14 protein-coding genes and 3 pseudogenes are annotated in these 16,678 nt (G+C 71.9%); 1 reads left to right on the top strand and 16 read right to left on the bottom strand.

Annotated features, from left to right (window positions below; translation table 11 throughout):
• Positions 1-35 precede the first annotated feature (35 nt).
• From ACVV2G_RS19685 to rpsB, 5 genes are all read right to left on the bottom strand, one after another.
• Positions 36-1,208 (bottom strand): phosphatidate cytidylyltransferase, encoded by a 1,173-nt coding sequence (locus ACVV2G_RS19685; protein ID WP_453844048.1) that lies wholly within the window; start codon positions 1,206-1,208, stop codon positions 36-38.
• The gene (gene frr / locus ACVV2G_RS19690) at positions 1,208-1,765 is read right to left on the bottom strand and encodes a ribosome recycling factor (RefSeq protein ID WP_055421729.1); all 558 of its coding nucleotides are present in this window, start codon (positions 1,763-1,765) and stop codon (positions 1,208-1,210) included. Before frr ends, ACVV2G_RS19685 begins: the two co-directional genes overlap by 1 nt.
• 181 nt (positions 1,766-1,946) lie before the next feature.
• On the bottom strand, positions 1,947-2,705 hold the full coding sequence (gene pyrH / locus ACVV2G_RS19695) for a UMP kinase (protein WP_453844049.1): 759 nt from the start codon (positions 2,703-2,705) through the stop codon (positions 1,947-1,949).
• 206 nt (positions 2,706-2,911) lie between these two features.
• Positions 2,912-3,748: a translation elongation factor Ts gene (gene tsf, locus ACVV2G_RS19700; protein WP_453844050.1), complete on the bottom strand. Its 837-nt coding sequence runs from the start codon at positions 3,746-3,748 to the stop codon at positions 2,912-2,914.
• Positions 3,749-3,846: 98 nt separating this feature from the next.
• On the bottom strand, positions 3,847-4,773 hold the full coding sequence (gene rpsB, locus ACVV2G_RS19705; RefSeq protein WP_453844051.1) for a 30S ribosomal protein S2: 927 nt from the start codon (positions 4,771-4,773) through the stop codon (positions 3,847-3,849).
• A 273-nt stretch (positions 4,774-5,046) separates the two neighbouring features.
• Between rpsB and ACVV2G_RS19710 the strand changes: the two are divergent.
• Positions 5,047-5,736: pseudogene (locus tag ACVV2G_RS19710) on the top strand (peptidoglycan DD-metalloendopeptidase family protein); the annotation flags it as partial.
• A gap of 418 nt (positions 5,737-6,154) precedes the next feature.
• Here the strand turns inward: ACVV2G_RS19710 and ACVV2G_RS19715 are convergent.
• The 11 genes and pseudogenes from ACVV2G_RS19715 to lepB (ACVV2G_RS19765) form a co-directional block, all read right to left on the bottom strand.
• Positions 6,155-6,712 carry a TetR/AcrR family transcriptional regulator gene (locus ACVV2G_RS19715; protein ID WP_453844134.1) on the bottom strand — a complete coding sequence of 186 codons (558 nt, stop codon included), beginning with the start codon at positions 6,710-6,712 and terminating at the stop codon, positions 6,155-6,157.
• Between the two features lie 127 nt (positions 6,713-6,839).
• A complete protein-coding gene (gene whiG / locus ACVV2G_RS19720; RefSeq protein WP_453844052.1) occupies positions 6,840-7,682 on the bottom strand; it encodes an RNA polymerase sigma factor WhiG in 843 nt (280 codons plus the stop codon).
• Between the two features lie 287 nt (positions 7,683-7,969).
• A complete protein-coding gene (dprA, locus tag ACVV2G_RS19725) occupies positions 7,970-9,100 on the bottom strand; it encodes a DNA-processing protein DprA (protein WP_453844135.1) in 1,131 nt (376 codons plus the stop codon).
• A 509-nt stretch (positions 9,101-9,609) separates the two neighbouring features.
• Entirely contained in the window at positions 9,610-11,229 is a 1,620-nt protein-coding gene (locus tag ACVV2G_RS19730) for a YifB family Mg chelatase-like AAA ATPase (RefSeq protein WP_453844053.1), read from the bottom strand.
• Positions 11,229-11,591, bottom strand: coding sequence for a YraN family protein (locus tag ACVV2G_RS19735; protein ID WP_453844054.1), 363 nt, complete (start codon positions 11,589-11,591; stop codon positions 11,229-11,231). The genes ACVV2G_RS19730 and ACVV2G_RS19735 overlap by 1 nt, the downstream gene beginning before the upstream one ends.
• Positions 11,592-11,719: 128 nt before the next feature.
• Positions 11,720-12,028 (bottom strand): DUF2469 domain-containing protein, encoded by a 309-nt coding sequence (locus tag ACVV2G_RS19740; RefSeq protein WP_003993268.1) that lies wholly within the window; start codon positions 12,026-12,028, stop codon positions 11,720-11,722.
• Positions 12,029-12,084: 56 nt separating this feature from the next.
• Positions 12,085-12,609 (bottom strand): NUDIX hydrolase, encoded by a 525-nt coding sequence (locus ACVV2G_RS19745; protein WP_453844055.1) that lies wholly within the window; start codon positions 12,607-12,609, stop codon positions 12,085-12,087.
• On the bottom strand, positions 12,599-13,375 hold the full coding sequence (gene lepB / locus ACVV2G_RS19750) for a signal peptidase I (RefSeq protein ID WP_453844056.1): 777 nt from the start codon (positions 13,373-13,375) through the stop codon (positions 12,599-12,601). The genes ACVV2G_RS19745 and lepB (ACVV2G_RS19750) overlap by 11 nt, the downstream gene beginning before the upstream one ends.
• 446 nt (positions 13,376-13,821) lie before the next feature.
• Positions 13,822-14,811 carry a signal peptidase I gene (lepB, locus tag ACVV2G_RS19755; RefSeq protein ID WP_453844057.1) on the bottom strand — a complete coding sequence of 330 codons (990 nt, stop codon included), beginning with the start codon at positions 14,809-14,811 and terminating at the stop codon, positions 13,822-13,824.
• A pseudogene (gene lepB / locus ACVV2G_RS19760) lies at positions 14,705-15,784 on the bottom strand (signal peptidase I); the annotation flags it as partial. The pseudogene lepB (ACVV2G_RS19760) and the gene lepB (ACVV2G_RS19755), both read right to left, overlap by 107 nt.
• 187 nt (positions 15,785-15,971) lie before the next feature.
• Positions 15,972-16,673, bottom strand: a pseudogene (gene lepB / locus ACVV2G_RS19765) (signal peptidase I); the annotation flags it as partial.
• Between the last annotated feature and the right edge of the window lie 5 nt (positions 16,674-16,678).

Genomic DNA, 16,678 nt, shown 5'->3' on the forward strand with positions numbered 1-16,678 from the left:
GGCGGGCACCGGCCGCCGGAAAGACGAGCGGTCCGTCAGCCGGACCCGACGAAGATCACCAGCAGCAGCCACACCACCGGCGCCGTCGGCAGCAGCGAGTCCAGGCGGTCCATGATGCCGCCGTGGCCCGGAAGCAGCGTGCCCATGTCCTTGATGCCGAGGTCCCGCTTGATCATGGACTCGCCGAGGTCGCCCAGCGTGGCGCTGACGGCGACCGCGAGGCCGAGCAGCAGGCCCTGCCACCAGGCGCCGCCGTCGATCAGGAACTGCATGCACAGCGCGCCCGCCACCATCGCGAACGCCACCGCCCCCAGCAGGCCCTCGCGGGTCTTGCCGGGGCTGATGCGCGGGGCGAGCTTGGTCCGGCCGAACCGCCAGCCGACCGCGTAGGCGCCGGTGTCGCTGACGACCGTCAGCAGCAGGAAGACCAGGACACGCCACGCGCCGTCGTCCGCCATCAGCATCATCGCGACGAAGGTGGCCAGGAACGGCACGTAGAACGCCGCGAACAGGCCCGCCGTGACGTCCCTGAGATATCCCTCCGGCGGCTCGGTCATCCGCCACATCAGCACCGCGAGCGCCGTGAGAGCCATGGCGACCCACGCACCCTCGGAACCCCGTACATACCCGGCGACCACCATCGCCGCGCCGCCGATCGCCAGCGGCACGAGGGGCGCCTTGATGCCCTTGCGCTCCTCCAGCCGCTTGGTCAGCTCCCACAGGCCCACCACGACGGCGACCGCGACCACGCCGACGAAGACGGCCTTGACGACGAACAGCGACGCGATGATGACCACGCCGAGCCCGACACCAACCCCTATGGCGGCACCCAGGTCACGCCCCGCGGTCTTCTTCTGCGGCTGAGGCTGCGCCGGCTGGGGGGCGTCGGGCATGGGCTCCGGATTCTGCGGCACCGCCCCGTACGGCTGCGCCGACGGGTTCTCGTCGCGGTGGGTGCTGCCGCGATACGGCTCGTCGCGGAACGGCTCGTCCCGGAACAGGGGACCGCTCAGCCGAGCGGCCCCCCGGTCGTCATCCTGGTCTCCGCCGTGTTCGGGTACGTCGGGCACGATGGGCATGGGGCGAGTCTGCTGCGCGTGGTGCGCATCGTACGCGGGACCCGCCGGGGCAGCGCCCTGGACAGGTCCCTGGTCGGACGGCCCCCAGTACCCGGCTTGTGGCGGCGCTCCCCAGGAAGAGTCGTTCATCAGACCTCGAGCAGCTCCGCTTCCTTGTGCTTCAGGAGCTCGTCCACCTGGGCGACGTACTTGGCGGTGGTGTCGTCGAGCTCCTTCTCGGCACGACGGCCCTCGTCCTCGCCGACCTCGCCGTCCTTGACCATCTTGTCGATGGCGTCCTTGGCCTTGCGGCGCACGGAGCGGATCGAGACCTTGGCGTCCTCGCCCTTGCTCTTGGCGACCTTGATGTAGTCGCGGCGGCGCTCCTCGGTGAGCTCGGGGAACACCACCCGGATGATGTTGCCGTCGTTGCTGGGGTTGACGCCCAGGTCGGAGTCGCGGATCGCCTGTTCGATGTTGCGCAGGGCGCTCTTGTCGAAGGGGGTCACCACGGCCATGCGCGGCTCGGGCACGGAGAACGAGGCCAGCTGGTTGATCGGCGTCAGCGCGCCGTAGTAGTCGGCCACGATCTTGTTGAACATCGCCGGGTGCGCACGGCCGGTGCGGATCGCGGCGAAGTCCTCCTTGGCGACCACGACGGCCTTCTCCATCTTCTCCTCGGCCTCGAGGAGGGTCTCTTCGATCACCACTTGCTCCTGCGTGTCTTGAGTAGGCCCGGCTGCGGTTCCCTGTCGGGGCGGCGGCCGGCTGCGTCGCGTTCTTCCTGCACGGTTCCCGACCGGCGGGACATTGTCCATCCCCCGGCCCGGTCCCGTCCCGTCCGTCCCCCGGACAGGTGGCGTCCGCGGACAGGGGGTGCTTCTCCGGTCAGTCCCGGTTGCCTTGGTCACCCACAAGCGTGCCGATCTTCTCACCCTTGACGGCGCGGGCGATATTGCCCTCCTTCAGCAGCTCGAAGACCACGATCGGGAGGCTGTTGTCGCGGCAGAGCGTGACGGCCGTCGCGTCGGCGACCTTCAGGTCACGGGTGATGACCTCGCCGTACCCGAGCGCGTCGAACTTCACGGCGTCCGGGTTGGTCTTCGGGTCGGAGTCGTAGACCCCGTCCACGCCGTTCTTGCCCATGAGCAGTGCCTCGGCGTCGATCTCGAGGGCGCGCTGGGCGGCCGTGGTGTCGGTCGAGAAGTAGGGCATGCCCATGCCAGCGCCGAAGATGACCACGCGGCCCTTCTCCAGGTGGCGCACGGCGCGCAGCGGGATGTAGGGCTCGGCGACCTGGCCCATGGTGATGGCGGTCTGCACGCGGCAGTCGACGCCCTCCTTCTCCAGGAAGTCCTGGAGGGCCAGGCAGTTCATCACGGTGCCGAGCATGCCCATGTAGTCGGAACGGGCGCGGTCCATGCCACGCACCTGCAGCTCGGCGCCGCGGAAGAAGTTGCCGCCGCCGATGACGATCGCGATCTGCGCGCCGTCCCGGACGACGGCCGCGATCTCACGGGCGATGGCGTGCACCACGTCGGGGTCGACGCCCAGGCCACCACCGCCGGAGAACGCCTCTCCGGACAGCTTCAGCATGAAGCGGCCGCGTACTTTGCCGTCGTCGCTCTTCTCGGCCTTGGTGGTCATGGAGATCTCGCCTCTTTTACGTGGGTCACACACACGAAGAAGGCCACTGCCGGTGGGGGCGTGATTCGCATCCCGTACGCGGCAATGGCCTCCTCGTCAGATCTGCTGTCGTCCGCCGCCACGCGCGCGTGCGCCAGGGCATGCGCGAACGGCGCCGACGGCTGCTGCCGACCCTACCGGGGTCGAGCGTCCGTCGCGGTACGGACTCAGATGCCGACCTTGATGCGCGAGAAGCGCTTCAGGGCGACACCGGCCTCGTCCAGCACCTTCTGGACGGACTTCTTGTTGTCCAGGGCGTAGGGCTGGCCGAGCAGGGTGGCGTCCTTGAAGAAGCCGTTGAGGCGACCCTCGACGATCTTCGGCAGGGCGGCCTCGGGCTTGCCCTCGGCGCGGGTGGTCTCCTCGGCGACGCGGCGCTCGGACTCGACGACCTCGGCCGGCACGTCCTCCTTGGAGAGGTACTTCGGCGCGAAGGCGGCGATGTGCTGGGCGACGCCCTTGGCGAGCTCGGCGTTCGGCTTGTCCAGCTCGACGAGGACACCGATCTGCGGGGGCAGGTCGGGCATCGTGCGGTGCATGTACGCGGTCACGAAGCCGCCGGAGAACTGCGCGAAGCGGTCCAGGACGATCTTCTCGCCGAGGTTGGCGTTGGCCTCGTCCACGAAGGCCTGCACAGTCTTGCCGGGCTCGATCTCGGAGGCGAGCAGCGCCTCGATGTCGGCCGGGGAGGCCTTGGCGACGTGCTCGGCGATGGCCGTGGCGACGTTCTGGAACTTGTCGCCCTTGGCGACGAAGTCCGTCTCGCACTTCAGCTCGACGAGGACACCCGAGGTGTTGTCGTCGGCGATGATCGAGACGACGGCACCGTTCTCGGCAGAGCGGCCCTCGCGCTTGGCGACGCCCTTCTGGCCCTTGATGCGGAGCGCCTCGACGGCCTTCTCGACGTTGCCCTCGGCCTCGTCCAGCGCCTTCTTGCAGTCCATCATGCCGGCGCCCGTGAGCTCACGGAGCTTCTTGACGTCGGCGGCGGTGTAGTTCGCCATGATTTCTGGAATCTCTCTCGAAGTCTGAAGATCTACGGGCGCCGGACGGCGGGGGCTTCGTGGGCCCCCGCCGTCCAGAACCCGAAGGTGGTGAGGGGTCAGGCCTGCTCGGCGTCCGCGGCAGGGGCCTCGGCGGCGGGAGCCTCGGCGGCGGGAACCTCGGCAGCCGCGGTCTCCTCGGCCGGAGCCTCGGCGGCAGGAGCCTCTTCGGCCGGCTTCTCGGCCTCGGCGGCGGGCGCCTCCTCGGCCTTCTTCTCGCCCTCGAGCAGGTCGCGCTCCCACTCGGCGAGCGGCTCGCCCGCGGCCTTGTCGCCCTCGGCGGCCTTGCCGGCACCGGAACGGGCGATGAGGCCCTCGGCGACGGCGTCGGCGATCACGCGGGTGAGCAGGGTGACGGAGCGGATCGCGTCGTCGTTGCCCGGGATCTTGTAGTCGACCTCGTCGGGGTCGCAGTTGGTGTCGAGGATGGCGACGACCGGGATGTTGAGCTTCCGGGCCTCGCCGACCGCGATGTGCTCCTTCTTGGTGTCCACGATCCAGACGGCGCTGGGCACCTTGGACATCTCGCGGATACCGCCGAGGGTCTTCTCCAGCTTGGCCTTCTCGCGGGAGAGGACCAGCAGCTCCTTCTTGGTGAGGCCGGAGGCGGCCACGTCCTCGAAGTCGATCTGCTCGAGCTCCTTCAGGCGCTGCAGGCGCTTGTAGACGGTCGAGAAGTTGGTGAGCATGCCGCCCAGCCAGCGCTGGTTGACGTAGGGCATGCCGACGCGGGTGGCCTGCTCGGCGATGGCCTCCTGCGCCTGCTTCTTCGTGCCGACGAACATGACCGTGCCGCCGTGGGCAACGGTCTCCTTGACGAACTCGTAGGCGCGGTCGATGTACGACAGCGACTGGAGCAGGTCGATGATGTAGATGCCGTTGCGCTCCGTGAAGATGAAGCGCTTCATCTTCGGGTTCCAACGACGGGTCTGGTGACCGAAGTGGACGCCGCTCTCCAGCAGCTCCCGCATCGTGACGACGGCCATGGCCGTATCTCCTTGTGTTTCTCGGTTGTGCCGCGCGAGCCGGACGGCTCCCGCGCCTGACGCCCGTGATGCGCCTGCCGCAAGGGACCGAGGGGCGCTGACACGAGCCTTGACGGGCCTCGTGTCGGGGCGTGCGAAGTCGACCCGGTGACCCGGATCGCCATCAGAAGTGTACGGGACCCGCGGGGTACCGGGTGACGCGGCTGTCCACAACCCGGTGCGTGGTCCACAGGGCCGAGCGGGGGCGGATCCCGGTGCGGGACGGTTCACCGCATGCGAGCGAGGCGACGGGTGAATGCGTGCGGGTGGGCGGGGCTGTCGGCGGCGGTGTCGCTGTTGTCGGTCGTGATGCTCCCGGGGCCGTCACGCCCCGTGCCGTCGGTGGCGTCAGCGGCGGGAGTGCCGACCGCGGCGACCATGACGGTGACGGGAGCGACGGCGGGGGGAGTGACGGCAGCGGGAGTGGCGGTGGCGGCCGGGGGTGCCGGAGGGCTTCCTGATCCGGCGGTGCCCACCGTGGCCGCCTTCTGGCCGGTCGGCGGCCGGCCCCCGGTCCTGCGGGGATGGGAGGCCCCGACGACCCCGTACGGCCCCGGCCACCGCGGCGTCGACCTCGCCGCGGCGGCCGGGGCCGCGGTACGGACGGTGGCGGCGGGGAGGGTGTCCTTCGCGGGGCGGGTGGCGGGCAGGGGCGTCGTCTCGGTGGAACTGACGGGGACGGGTGATCCACCCCTGCGGACGACGTACGAGCCGGTCGAGGCGTCGGTGAAGAAGGGCGACGAGGTCGCGGCGGGCGACGCGCTCGGCGCGGTCGAGCCGTCGGGGTCCCACTGCGCGAACTGCCTGCACTGGGGCCTGCTGCGAGGCGACGTCTACCTGAACCCGCTGTCCCTGCTGCCCCCGTGGCTGCTCGGCGGGGGCCCGTCGAGACTCCTGCCGGTCCTGGGGGTCCCTCTGCCGTCCGCTGTCGGCACGGATGCCGCCGGGGCGGCTCGGACGGACGCGGACGAACTCGGACGAACTCGGACGGACTCGGACGGCACTCCACACGGCGAGACGTCCCGGACGGGCAACCGAGGGCGCGGGCGGGGGACGAACGCTGAGGGCGCGGGGCGGAGAGGGGCGATGAGGGCCCGGACCGGGGGCGGGCGCTGAAGGCGCGGGGCGGGGCCGGGGCGGCCGGGGCGGGCGCTGAAAGACGCGGGGCTGGTCGTGGTACGCGGCGGGCCTCGACGGCAGCGCCTCGCTCCGGGAGGAGCGGGGCACCGGTGCGCATCAGTCCATCGCGCCGGGTGGCGCACCCGCACCGGAGTCAACGCGTCGGACGCGCCGGGACACCGGGCACACCGGGCACGCCGGGGCGCCCGATCGCCGCGGGCGGTCAGCCCCGCACGCCCCGCAGTGCCATGGAGACCGCCGCCTCCGTGATCTCCGTCGGGTCCTCCGCCGCGCCCAGCTCGATCCGCCGCACGGCCGCGTCCACGACCCCCTGCAGCAGCATCGCCGCGAGCCGCGGCTGCCCGTGCCCCAGTTCGCCCAGCGCCTCGACGATCATCGCGATCAGCCCGCCGTGTGCCGCCCGGATCTTCTCCCTCGCGCCGGCGTCCAGCTCGCTCGCCGAGATGGCCACGACGGCCCGGTGCCGCCGGTCCCCGACCAGTTCGAGCTGCTTGCGCACGTACGCCTCGACCTTGGCCCCGGCGGACGGCTCGCGCTCCATCGCCGCCTCGACCTCCGCGGCCCAGACCGGGAAGTCGACGGCGCACAGCTCCTCGACGACCGCGGCCCGCGACCGGAAGTACTCGTAGACGGACGAACGGGCGAGACCCGTCCGTTCGGCGAGGGCGGGGAAGGTCAGCGCCTCCGTTCCGCCGTCGGACAGCAGGGAGCGTGCCGCGTCCAGCAGGGCGGCACGCTGCATCGACCGGTGCTCGGCCACGGAGGCCGCTCGAATCCTTGGCACGTCCCCACTTTACGGACGCACCCCGCCGTACGGGAGTCACTCACCCGGTCGCGTACCCGCCGCCGGGTCGCCGGCAGTACCGACGGCAGGTCGGAGACCCTGGTCAGCGGCCGAATCCCGCCAGCTTGCCCCGCAGCTGCAACACGGACTTGGTGTGGATCTGGCTGACTCGGCTCTCCGTCACACCGAGCACGTTCCCGATCTCGGCGAGCGTGAGCCCCTCGTAGTAGTACAGGGTGACGACGGTCTTCTCCCGCTCGGGCAACGTGTTGATCGCCCGCGCCAGGAGCCGCCGCAGCTCCCGGTCCTCGGCGACCTCCACCGGGTTGTCGGCGGCGGTGTCCTCCAGGGTGTCCATGAGGCTCAGCCGGCCCCCGCCCTCACCGCCCGCGTGCAGCAGTTCCTCCAGCGCCACCACGTTGGCCAGCGACAGCTGGCTGAAGACGGCGTGGAGGTCCTCCACCGCGATCCCCATCTCGACGGCGACCTCGCTCTCCGACGGGGTGCGGCGCAGCCGGGCCTCCAGCGTCGCGTACGCGCGTTCCACGTTCCGCGCCTTCTGCCGGACCGACCGCGGGATCCAGTCCAGGGCCCGCAGTTCGTCGATCATCGCGCCGCGAATCCGGGTGATCGCGTACGTCTCGAACTTGATCTCCCGGTCGATGTCGAACTTCTCGATCGCGTCGATCAGCCCGAACACCCCCGAGGAGACGAAGTCCGCCTGCTCGACGTTGGGCGGCAGCCCCACGCTCACCCGGCCCGCCACGTATTTCACGAGGGGCGAGTAGTGCAGGATCAGCTGTTCCCGCAGCCGCTCGTCCCCCGTCGCCTTGTACGACCGCCACAGCTCGTCGAGCGTCGAGGGGGCGGGCGGTCGCACGCTGCCACCGTCCCGGGCGGCTGGGGGGATCGCCGCCCGGTCGGACCCGGAGGTGTGCTGGGGCATTCGTCGCCTTGTGCCGTTCTGCCGTGATGCGGTGTACCTGGGGGAGGAGGCCGCCGGTCTGCTGTCTGTTGTCGCCTGCTGTCGGACGTCTGCGAGGGGGCCCTCGTGAGCGTAGCGTGACTGGGCTGTCGCGGTGAGCGAAGGGCGGGGTGGCGACCGTACGCAGATACGTTCCGCTGAACGCTCTACAGGGGGGATGATGATCGCTCCGCGTGATCACTCGAACATCTCAACTGCCGGAAATCCCAAGGGCGTCGGGGTTCCCCCGGACGGCCGAACACGCTGTGTCAGGACGGGCCCCGGCCGCCGCGGACCGAGATCATCGCCTGGCGTGTCAACTTCCAGCCGTCGCCGTGTCGTTCGACGTAACCCAGTGCTCGAAGCTCGTACAGTCTCGCGATCGCGTCGTCCTCCGTGGTCTGGGCCCGGCGCGCCACCGCGGCCGCGGCCGCGGTTCCCCGCCCGGGGAGCCCGGCCAGCACCTGTCGGGTCCGCGGTTCCAGCAGGTCGGTGGGGAGCACCGGCCCGCGCCGGTCCGGGGGCAGTTCCCCCATGTCGCCGACCAGTTCGACGACCTCGGCGGCATCACCGACGAGCACCGCGTCACCGCGCAGCAGTTCGTGCACCCCCGCGGACAGCGCGCTGGTGGCCGGTCCGGGCACGCCCATCGTGTGCCGGCCCAGGCGCTGGGCGGCCCGTGCCGTGACCAGCGAGCCGCTTCGGTAGGCGGCTTCCACGACCACGGTGCCCCGGGTGAGTGCGGCGATCACCCGGTTGCGCAGGATGAATCTGCTCGGTGTCGGGTGGTCGCCCGGAGGCAGTTCCCCGATGACCAGTCCCTGTTCCGCGATCCTGTTGATCAGCGCGGTGTGGCCGGGCGGGTAGGGGCGGTCGACGCCGCAGGCGAGGACGGCGGCGGTGGCGCCACCCGCGCCGAGGGCGCCCCGGTGGGCGGCGCCGTCGACCCCGTAGGCGCCGCCCGACACCACGACCCAGCCGCGCTCGGCGAGGCCGGCGGCGAGGGTGGCCGCCATGTGGGCGCCGTACTCGGTGCAGGCACGGGCACCGACGACGGCCACCGACCTCAGCGCCCACATGCGCAGACTGGGCCGGCCGCGCACCCAGAGCCCGACGGGCCGGGCGTCTCCCAGGTCGTCGAGCTGTCCGGGCCACTCGGCGGTCCCCGGGGCGACGAACCGCGCCCCGGCCGCCTCGGCGACGGCGAGGTCTCTGCGGGGGTCGGCCCGGCCCGCCCGGGCACACAGTCCGGCCCAGCGTTTCTCGCTCGCTCCAGGCAGCGCACGTCCGCCTTCGCACAGACTCCGCACCACCTCGGCGACACCGCGCTCCCGCACCCAGCGTCCGCCGGTCTCGTCGCCGGGCTCCAGGACCCGCGTGAGGAAGATTCTGCCGAGCAGTTCGCTGTCCGCCCCTCTGCCCCATGCCGGGGCCCGGCCCCCGGCCGAGTCCTCACACCGGGCCCCGCCCTCGCTCCTGCTCCTGTTCTCGCTCCGACTCCCGGTGTCGCGCCGGGCCGGGGCTTCGTCCCGGGTCGGGGCTTCATCCCGGGTCGGGGCTTCGTCCCGGGCGGCGAGGCCGTCCCCGGCCACGGCATCAGCTTGTGTCACAGCGTCCTCCCCCGGCACAGCGTCCTCCCCCGTCGCAGCCTCGCCCCTCGCGTCAGCCTGGTCCTCGCCCCGGGCGCCTCGTCCGGTCGTGGCATCGCCCCCCATCCGGTCACCACCGCCGGCCAGGACGCCGCCCCGGACGGCGGTGTCGTCTCCGGGTGCACCACCGCCTCGGGGAGCCTGAGAAGCCTCACCCCCGGGCCAGTCGGCGCACATCGCCGCCACGTCACCCCCGGCCGGATCGGCAGCCTCGGCGGTGGCTTCGCCCGCCGGACCCTTGGGCCTGGCTTCACCGGTGGTCATGTCAGCGCTCCCAAAGCCATGGGCACGCCCCGCGGCACGCCGGTGCGCAGTTGCAGTGCCAGGGCGACGTCCCTCGCGTCGGGTCGGTCTCGGCCGACGAGATCCGCGACGGTCCAGGCGACGCGCAGGACGCGGTCGAGGCCTCGGGCGGTGAGCACACCTCGTTCCAGGCTGTGCTCCGCCTCCTCCAGCGCACCCGGCGCGGCGTGCCAGCGGCTGCGCAGCTCTCGTCCGGGTACCTCACTGTTGGACCGCCACGGTGTGCCCGACAGGCGGGCCACCGCCCGCTCCCTGGCTGCTCGCACCCGGTCGGCGACCGTCGCGGTGGTGTCGCCCCGGGTGCCGTCGCCGGTCAGCTGGCCGCGCGTGATCCGGTCCACCTCGACCCGGAGGTCGACCCGGTCGAGCAGCGGGCCGGACAGTCTGGCCTGATAGCGGCGGATCGCCGAGGGCGGGCACTCGCACAGGCCGTCCCTCTGCGAGAACCGTCCGCACGGGCACGGATTGGCGGCGAGCACCATCAGGAACCGCGCCGGGAAGCGCACGACGCCCGCGCTGCGCGCGATGACGACGTGCCCGGCCTCCAGCGGCTGGCGCAGGGCGTCGAGCGCATGGCTGCTGAACTCCGGTGTCTCGTCCAGGAAAAGGACGCCTCGGTGGGCGAGCGAGACGGCGCCCGGCCGTGCCGTGCCGGGGCCGCCCCCGACGAGGGACTGCATCGTCGCGGAGTGATGCGGTGCGCAGTAGGGGGCCACGTCGATCAGGGGTTTTCCCGGCGGCAGCAGTCCCGCCACCGAGTGCACCGCGGTGACCTCCAGCGACTCCGAGCGGCAGAGCCGGGGCAGGATGGCGGGCAGCCGCTCGGCAAGCATGGTCTTCCCGGCGCCGGGCGGGCCCTCCAGGAAGAGGTGGTGGCCGCCGGCCGCGGCGACCTCGACAGCCGTGCGCGCCGACTCCTGGCCCACGACGTCGGCGAGGTCGTGGTCGTGGTGTGCCGCTCCCATGCCGTGCACGCCGGTCGCCGCACCCGTGCCGGGCATGCGCAGACCGGCGAGCAGCGGGTCGGGCCGGCCCTGCCGGTCCTGTTCCTCGTCCGGTACGGGCTCGTCGGCGAGGACGGCGATCAGCTGACGCAGGCTGCGGACGCCGAGCACCGACACACCGGGCACCAGCGTCGCCTCGGCGGCGGCGCACTCCGGGACGACCACCTGTTCGTAGCCGGCCTCGGCGGCGGCCAGTACCGCCGGAAGGATGCCGCGCACCGGCCGCACCCGTCCGTCCAGCCCCAGCTCCCCGATCATCACGATGTCGGCGAGCACGCGCGGATCGATCCGCTCGGCGGCGCCCAGGACGGCTGCGGCGACCGCCATGTCGAACCCGCTGCCGCTCTTGGGCACCGACGCCGGACTGAGCCCCACCGTCAGCTTCTTCTGCGGCCACTCGGCGCCCGAGTTCACCACCGCGGCCCGCACTCGGTCACGGCTCTCGGTGAGGCTCTTGTCCGGCAGCCCCACCAGTGTGAAGGCCGCGACGCCCGGTTCGAGGTCGGCCTGGACCTCGACCACCACGCCCTCGACGCCGACGAGCGCCACGGAGCAGGTGCGCGCGAAGCCCATCACGCCACCCCCCGCGCGTGCTCGACCACGGGGCCGCCGCGCTGCGGGAGGAGCACGCCGACCAGGTCGATGCGGACGCCGCCGGGCGGGGCCCCTCCGTGGGTCTGGATCCAGCGCTCGGCGAGCCGTCGCAGCCGCTCCGCCTTCTCGGGGGTCACCGCGGCCATCGGATGCTCGAAGGAGCCGCCCCTGCGTGTCTTGACCTCGCAGACGACCAGGACGTCCCCGTCCCGGGCCACGATGTCGATCTCGCCGGTCCTGCCACAGCGCCAGTTGCGCTCCAGGACGGTCAGACCGGCCCCGGTCAGCCGCCGGGCGGCGAGCGTCTCGCCGTACCGGCCCATCGCACCTCGTGCGTTCATGTCGGCACCACCTCCGGCGCCAACGATGAGGGCAGCTCAGCCAGATTTTGGATCTTGGTGGACGGTCAGGCGACTGTGGACAACCTCGTCACCCGCGCGAGTGGGGAGCGGTGACCGCCTGCCGGGGATCAGCCGCTGGGAAGCTCCAGGTCGCTCTTGTTCAGCTCCTCGATGTTCACGTCCTTGAACGTCAACACGCGCACCTGCTTCACGAACCGGGCCGGCCGATACATGTCCCAGACCCAGGCATCCGCCATGGAGACTTCGAAGAAGACCTCACCCTGTACCGAGTGCACCTGCATCTCGTAGTCGTTGGTGAGGTAGAAACGCCGCTCGGTCTCGATCACGTATTTGAACAGACCGACGACGTCGCGGTACTCCCGGTAGAGCTTGAGCTCCATCTCGGTCTCGTACTTCTCGAGGTCCTCGGCGCTCATGGCATGTTCCCCTTCAGCCGTGCGGTCCCACCATTGTGCGCCAGTGCCGTGCGCCCCTAGACGATTTCGGTGTCCAGGGTCACCGGCCCGGCGGGGGGACCTTCGTCGAGCAGCGTGCGCAGCAACCCGGCGAGTCTGGTCGGATACACCGTCTCACGTGCCCGGGCCAGTTCCTGACACGTCCACCAGCGCGCTCCGGCGACGCTGCGCCGCTCCAGCTCCGTCAGCCCGACGGCCTCGGTCGTGGTCTGGGCGGTGCGGGCCAGGTAGTACCACTCGTCCTGGTCCCAGCGGCGGCCCGCGAAGGGGAAGGAGCACCTGCGCCGCCACAGCACCGGGCCCAGCTCGACGTCGGTGATGCCGGTCTCCTCCACGAGCTCCCTCCGCGCGGCCTGCTCACGGGACTCGTCTCCCTCCACACCGCCGCCGGGGGTGAACCACCAGTCGTCGGCCGGATCGTCCGGTTCGTGCCCGTGCAGGAGCAGGATGCGGTCCTCGGGGTCGAGCAGCACCACCCGGGCGACCCTGCGCAAGCCGCCCTCGTACGAGTCGTGCCCGGCCCGCGCGGGCTCAGCGCCCACCGGTGGGCCCCGTCCCCGTCCGGGCCCGGGAGGACGCGACCCGCTTGGCGAAGGGACCGTACGCGGCGCCACCGAGGATCAGCACCGCTCCGCCGATCACCAGGGCGACGACGGTCCGCAGCGGGCCGGGCGAGGAGAGGGCGCCCAGTGCCTCGAAGCCGGTCGGACGCTCCAACATGCCGTCCATGGGCCAGACCACGGCGTCGACGCGGGCGTCCACGGCACCGCGCGCCACGGTGCCGCCGGCGGCGTCGGTGAGGTGCGCGGTGGAGTCCACGGAGCTGTCGCGCTCGTCACCGAGCAGGAACAGGCGGCCCTGCGGAACGGTCACGGTCGGGAAGTCACTGATCTCGGCCGGCGTCCCGGTGGGCAGGTACGGCTCGTCGATCACCTTGCCGTCTACCTTGAGCCTGCCCTCCTGGCAGCAGGAGACGGTGTCCCCGCCGACGGCGACGACCCGTTTGACCATCGGGGCGTCGGCCCAGGTCGCGTCCTTGAAGACGACGACGTCGCCGCGGTGGACTTCGGCGCCGTCGACGCGCTGCGCCAGCACCCGGTCCCCGGCGTCGATCGTGGGCGTCATCGAGCCGGTCGGCACGGCGTAGGGCCGGTAGACGACCGCGCCCCAGGCGAAGCCGCCGAGGAACAGCACCAGACCCAGCGCCACGGCGAGACCGGAAAGCCGCTGCCCGGTCCGGCCGCCCACCGGGCCCTTGTCCGCGCCGCCGCCGGGCGGGGCCGTACGTGTCGTGCTCTCGCCACCCATGGATCGGCACCTTACCCGGCGGTACCGGAAGGGGTCAGCCCCTCCCGGAGCCCGGGAGGGGCCGGAAAGGCTGCCCGGCGGTGGGGGGCCGGGGCCCTACCGGTGGCCGGAGACCTCAGCGGGCCCGGCAGCGTGGGGGCGGCCCGGTGCCCTACCTAAGATCAGAAATCCCGGCGGGCTCGGCAGCACGGGGGACGGCCCGGGCCCTGTCGGAGGTCGGAAACCCCAGCGGTCGGGCCCGGCAGCCCAGTGACGGCGCCCGGGCCGCTCCGCTGGCCCAGGGCCGTCCTCGCGGCGCACGGACGGCCCGGAGCCCTGCCGGTGGTCCCGTGCCAGCCCGGAGCCGTGCCGGAGGCCCGGTACCGGCGCGAAGCCCTGCCGGTGGCCCGGTGCCGACCCGGCCACGGAGGCGTAGCAGTGGCCGAGCCCTTCAGCGGCCCGGCGCCTCAGTGGGTCTCGGCGGGCGCGACGCGCCTGCGGCGCCACCAGACGACGGGGACGACGCCGGCGAGGGCCAGGCCCTGGGGTGCGACCGACAGTGCCGCGGCGGCCGACGACCTGGCCTGGAGACCGTCCTGGTCGAAGGTGTCGGGGACCGGCAGGGTGTCCCAGCGGTTCATCGGCCAGGCGATCACGATGGCGCGACCGACGACCTCCTTCACCGGCACCATGCCGCCGTGCCTGTCCGACTGGTTGTAGCGGGAGTCCCGGGAGTTCTGCCGGTGGTCGCCCATGACCCAGATGGAGCCCTCGGGGACCTCCACCTTGAACTGGCCGCCCTGGTCGTCGACGCTGCACGGCGTGTTGCCCGGGTAGACGTACGGCTCGTTCAGCACCTTGCCGTTGACCTTGAGCGGTCCGGTCTTGGCGCACTCGACGGTGTCACCGCCGACTCCGATGACCCGCTTGATCAGGTCCTTCTCGTCCGCGGACGGCATCAGACCGATCCAGCTGAGGACCGTCTGCAGCGCGTTCGGGTCGGGCGTCGGCTCGCCGGCCAGCCAGTCGTCCGGGTCGTGGAAGACGACGATCTCGCCGCGCTCGGGTTCCGAACCGAACCAGGGCGTGAGCTTGTCGACCAGGACGCGGTCATTGATCGTGAGCGTGTTCTGCATCGAGGCGGACGGGATCGAGAACGCCTGGACCAGGAAGGTCTTGATCAACAGCGCGAGCACCAGCGCGATGCCGATCAGGATCGGCAGTTCCTTCCAGAAGGAGCGCTGCTTCTTGGCCTCGGCCGGCGCCGCGGGAGGCCTCCCGCCCACTCCCTCGTCCTGGGGCCCGCTGTGTTCGTCCGTCACCTTGCCGTCCTCGGTCCCGGAGTGGTGCCCGGAGGCCGGGGCGCCGTCCGCGGCCGGACCGGCTGTCTCCACGGGGTGTCCGCGGTTCTCCTCGCCGTCGTGTCCGGACCGTGCGCCAACCGCCACATCCCCCACGCCAACTCCTTACTCTCTGCCACCGCCTGCCCCGTACACGGTGCAGGCCCACCACTCCCATAACGAGCGGGAGTTCCGCAGGGGTCGGGAGTTGAATCATCGCGTTCGGATCGTCGGGGGCAACCCTATGCGACAGCCGGGGAGCGGCGGTCGAACCGGAGGCCGAGTCGGACACGGACGCGTACGTTTTCGGCTCGTCCAAGGTGGTCCAGTGACCGAACGGCCAGGCGATCACCATGGCCCGTCCCACCACCTCGCCCTCGGAGACGGTGCCGAAGTCGGTCTCCTGGTGGGCGCGCGAGTCGGCGGAGTTGGACCGGTGATCACCCATCACCCACAGGCGTCCGTCGGGGACCGTGACGTCGAAGGGCACCGTGGACGGGCGGTCGCCGGGATACAGGTAGTCCTCGGTCAGCGGGACGTCGTTGACCGTGATCCGCCCCTGGGTGTCGCAGCACGTGACCCGGTCCCCGCCCACGCCGACGACACGCTTGATGAGGTCCTTCTCGTCGTCGGACGGCAGCAGGCCGATGAAGGCGAGGCCTTCCTTGACCTGCTTGACGACGACGGGGTCGTCCTTCTTGGCGGTCTGCTCGCCCTGGAGCCACCCGCCGGGGTCCCGGAAGACGACGACGTCCCCGCGCTGCGGCTTGGAACCGAGCCAGGGCGTGAACTTGTCCACCAGGACCCGGTCACCGATCCGGATCGTCTGCTCCATGGAGCCCGACGGGATCACGAACGCCTGGACGAGAAAGGTCTTCAGCACCAGCGCTATGAGGACGGCGACGCCCACGAGAAGGGGGATCTCCTTGACGGCGCCGCGCCTGCGACGCCGTTTCACCTTGCGCTGGAGCTTGCGCCGCTCGGCACGCGACCGGCCGCCGGACGGCGCCTTCGCGCGCCGGGAGCCGGTGGGCAGCAGGTTCTCCGCGGGACTGCTGGGCGCCCCGCGCGGTTTACCCCGGCTACCCATCGGCACCCTTGGCATACTCGGACCGGCGGGCACCGGAGGCCGGCTCACCCACCGCCGAAGCGGGCTCCGCCCCTGCCGGAGCAGCCTCCTTTACTGCCGGAGCGGGATCCGCCCCCGCCGGTGCAGCAGCCTCCGCCCCGGACCCCGACCCCGACCCCGGCCCCCTCCCCGCGTCCGCCGCCGGCTCGTCCGCGTCCGGCACGCGCGCGTAGGCGTCGGGACGGTCGAGGCGCGTGGCGTGGGAATAGGGCCAGACGATCCAGTCGGCACGGCCGACCACCCTGTCGACCGGGACCATGCCGCCCCCCGGCGAGCCCAGGTGGTCCCGGGAGTCGCTGGAGTCGGCGCGGTGGTCGCCGAGAACGAACAGGGCGTCGTCGGGGACCACGACGTCGAAGGGCACCGTGGACGGGCGGTCGCCGGGGTACAGGAACGCCGACTCGTCGACCGACTGGCCGTTCACCTGAACCCTCCCCTCCCGGTCGCAGCACACCACATGGTCCCCGCCCACACCGACAACGCGTTTGATGTAGTCGCCGTGCCCGAAGAGCCCGGTGCCGTCGAAGACGACGACGTCGCCCCGCTGCGGCTCGCCGTCGAAACGGTACGCCACCTTGTTTACGAGAACCCGGTCACCGATCCTCAATCCGCGCTCCATCGACCCGCTGGGGATCTGGAACGGCTGGAGGACGAAGGTGCTGAGGAGCAGCAGGAAGAGCAGCATCGTCAGCAGGGTCACGGTGATCCGGCCGCCCGGCACCCAGTCCGTGAGCCGCCCCGCGAACGCGGAACGCGACCGTTCCTCCGGTCCGTCCGGATCCGAGGGCTGCTCGGAGTCGGAAGGGCGGGAGGAGCGGTCGCGCTCCGTGGGCTGTGCTTCGGTGTCCATCGGGG

Source organism: Streptomyces sp. JK94, assembly GCF_053613315.1.